The organism is Bradyrhizobium sp. MI1.7 (assembly GCF_055811795.1).
In genome coordinates, this window is record NZ_JBVVPO010000151.1 from 1 (window position 1) to 3,238 (window position 3,238).

The window sequence follows — 3,238 nt, forward strand, 5'->3', positions numbered from 1 at the left end:
CAGATCGACGAACTGCTACCCTGGGCCTATCTCGCTACCCAAGAACGCTGGCGCGTGGCCTGAGAACATCGCTTACGCTGCAACGACTGCGGGCTCGCTTGGTCTAGTGCGGCGAGCATGTCGGCCTCGTCCTCCGGCCGAAGCGCGCGAACTTCGACCGGACTGCCGTCGCGCAAGTGCTCTCGTGCACTGGTGACCGACATGCGGACTCCGGTGTCGAGAGGCCGGGCGACGCACTTGCCCGATCCCGCCCAAGGGCCTCCCGGCCGGTCGTGGTCGCTTGATCTGGATCAAGACCTCCGCGCGAGAGGGGGAACTAGCTCACTCACCCGCAACATGCGTGGCCAAGGCTGAAGGCGCGTCCGTGAGAACACTCCGCCAGATCATCTTCGGAGACGAGGTCATCCAGCTTGTGATCCGGCTGGGGTTGCTCGCGGTCCTGATCGTCTGGACACTGCTCCTGATCCGTCCGTTCGTGCCAATCCTGGCCTGGAGTGTCGTGCTCGCCGTCGCGCTTAATCCGGTGTTTCAGCGCCTTGCCAAAATCCTCGGCGACCGGCCGAAACTTGCGGCAGCGATCCTAACCCTTATCAGTCTCGCCGTTGTCATTGGGCCCGCGACGTGGCTCGGCATGGGCGCAGTCGACGGGATCAGGGATCTTGCCGGCCAAATGACCGCCGGCGAGGTGTTGGTTCCGTCGCCACCTCAATCGATCAAGGATTGGCCACTCGTCGGGCCTCGGCTCTTCGATCTCTGGGATCAGGCCTCGACCAATCTGCGTTCGCTTCTGCGCGAAGTGGTGCCGTATCTCAAGCCCTTCGCGACGACCTTGCTCGGATTTGCCGGCAATGCCGGTGTGGGGACCGTGAAGTTCCTGCTGTCCGTGGTCGTGGCTGGCGTCGTGTTTCCATATGGCCCGCAACTCGTGGCCGCGGGTCGTGACTTTCTGTCACAGATCGTGCCCGACCAGAGCGAGCACTTTCTGGACCTCGCGGGTACCACCATCCGTGCGGTCGCGCAGGGTGTGATCGGCGTCGCGATCGTCCAATCCTTGCTCGCCGGCATTGGGTTCAAGCTGGCCGGTATCGCCAGCGCGGGACTACTGGCGTTCGTGGTGCTATTGCTGTCGATCGTGCAGATCGGCGGAACGATCGTCATCCTGCCGGTCATTATCTGGATCTGGACTGACAAGGAATTCCCGATCGCGCTTCTGCTGACGGTGTTTCTCGCGATCGTATCTGTGCTCGACAACATCCTAAAGCCGCTCGTCATGGGGCGAGGCCTGACCACACCCGCGCTCGTCATCCTGATCGGGGTGATCGGGGGAACCCTCGTCCACGGCATCATCGGCCTCTTCATCGGACCGATCATTCTGTCGGTGGCTTGGGAGCTGACGGTTGCCTGGATCCGTACCGAACGCGCTCCGCAGCGGGGAGATGTTGGCTATGGGCCGCCGCGCTCTCTTGATCTGCATCAAGGCGTCTCATCATCCCCTTCGCCGGATAACAATCGCTGACCGACGAAACCAGGAGCATGGCCGAGTCCGCCATGGGAGCACGCGATGGCAGTCCAGTTCCTCGGCACCGTCATCAGCGTGATCAACAGTGATCAACATAGAGCTTCTGCCAGTCTCCGAAGGTGATGTCTTTGGCTCCGCGCTGCCCGCGAGGGGCGATCTCGGCGGGCTTCGCCTCAGAGGCCTGCTTTTGCGCCGCGGCGTTCTGGACCGAAGCTGGTCCGGCAATGGCCGCTGCGAACAAAATCAACAGGAAGGTGCGAGCGTGCCCGGGCCATGGCGTTGAAGGGGCGTTGATCATGGTTGCGTCTCCAGGCGCCACCCTCCGTAACTATTTATGCGCGTTGAGGGATTTTTCGACGAGCGGTGACCACATCGGAATTGTGTCGGTCGAGCCGACGAAGAAATGCCCCTCATTGCCGAAGGGCGGCATCAGATGATATCGGCCCTGCCGCCGGCCGCAGTGAAAGCCTCATGCATGCGCTTCAACAACGCCGGGCCAAAGAACGTCTCGATATAGAACCACAGCATGGCACCCGCGAGGTAGGGCCGAAATCCGCGGTCGCTTCGACCAGTCTGTCCGGCGCGCAGTTGTTGTTGGGCTTGCCGTCGACGCGACCGCCGCGACCTGCTGCAAAGGTGATGATCGCTGGAGACGGACATTGTCTTCGGCGAGGGCCGGCAAGCCGAAGGCGGCAAGGAGAACCAAAGCCGTCAAGAGCGGTCGGAAGATTGCGGCCAACTGCGTACGCATCGTCGCCTCCGTCAGCCGTTATAAGTGAGCGCCACGATGATCGGGCCGAGCACAGTCAGGACGACGTTGCCGATGGCGTAGGGCACTGCGACGCCGAGTACTGGGGTCTGACTCTCGGCGACTTCGCAGGCTCCGGTCACCGCAGCATCGACGGTCATGGCGCCGGCCAGCGCCCCGCAGGTGATGACCGGATTCATGTGCAACACATAGCGCGCAAACAGTGTCGCGACGATCAGCGGCACCAGCGTGACGACCAGGCCCATGCCCACCAGCAACGCCCCGTGCGCCTGTATCGCAGCCCAGGCCGCGGCTCCGTTGCCGAGCCCGATGGCTGCGATGAAGCCACCGAGCCCGAGATCGCTCAGTGTCTGCTGTGCCGCGCGTGGTAACGCTCCGATGGTCGGCCGGCGCGACCGCATCCAGCCGCAGACGAGGCCAGCGATCAGCGCGCCGCCGCCGCCGCCCAAGGTCAGCGGGATGCCGCCGACCCTGAGGCTGACGAGACCCGCGAGGAGGCCCGCGGCGATGCCGGTTGCGAGAAAGGCGATGTCGGCGCGGTCGCCGGAGCGCAGGATCTGCCCGACCTTCGTGGCGGCACGCTCGATGTTGCGAGTGCTGCCGACGAGCGTCATGACGTCCCCGACATAGACGCGGGTGTCCGGGCCCAACGGGACCTCGCGGCCCATCCGGGTCAGCGTGCGGAGATAGACGCCGCGTGCGTCGTTGCCGACGCGTTCGGCGATCTCCTTGATCGATCGGCCATGGAGATGGCGGCTGTCGACGAGGACGTCGATCACATTGCCCGGAATTGCCTTCAGGATTTCGTCGGCATCGATTTCCTTGCCGATGACCGGCTTTGCCGCGACGAGGGCAGCGGTTCGCGGGGGGGGGGGCGGCGGGGGGGGGGGGGGGGGGGTGGGGTGGGGGGGGGGGGGGGCGCGGAGGCCCCCCCCCCCCCCCGGAGAGCG

3 protein-coding genes and 1 pseudogene are annotated in these 3,238 nt (G+C 64.7%); 1 reads left to right on the forward strand and 3 read right to left on the reverse strand.

What is annotated here, in order from left to right; translation table 11 throughout:
* Nucleotides 1-364 precede the first annotated feature (364 nt).
* The gene (locus AC0L3X_RS46295) at nucleotides 365-1,516 is read left to right on the forward strand and encodes an AI-2E family transporter (protein ID WP_084795347.1); all 1,152 of its coding nucleotides are present in this window, start codon (nucleotides 365-367) and stop codon (nucleotides 1,514-1,516) included.
* 82 nt (nucleotides 1,517-1,598) lie between these two features.
* Here the strand turns inward: AC0L3X_RS46295 and AC0L3X_RS46300 are convergent, their stop codons facing one another.
* From AC0L3X_RS46300 to AC0L3X_RS46310, 3 genes and pseudogenes are all read right to left on the reverse strand, one after another.
* Nucleotides 1,599-1,817 (reverse strand): hypothetical protein, encoded by a 219-nt coding sequence (locus tag AC0L3X_RS46300; RefSeq protein ID WP_187387978.1) that lies wholly within the window; start codon nucleotides 1,815-1,817, stop codon nucleotides 1,599-1,601.
* Nucleotides 1,818-1,847: 30 nt separating this feature from the next.
* A pseudogene (locus AC0L3X_RS46305) lies at nucleotides 1,848-2,166 on the reverse strand (dienelactone hydrolase); the annotation flags it as partial.
* A gap of 115 nt (nucleotides 2,167-2,281) precedes the next feature.
* Nucleotides 2,282-3,238: aspartate-alanine antiporter-like transporter (locus tag AC0L3X_RS46310; protein ID WP_473317542.1), on the reverse strand; the 957-nt coding region annotated here is incomplete at its 5' end.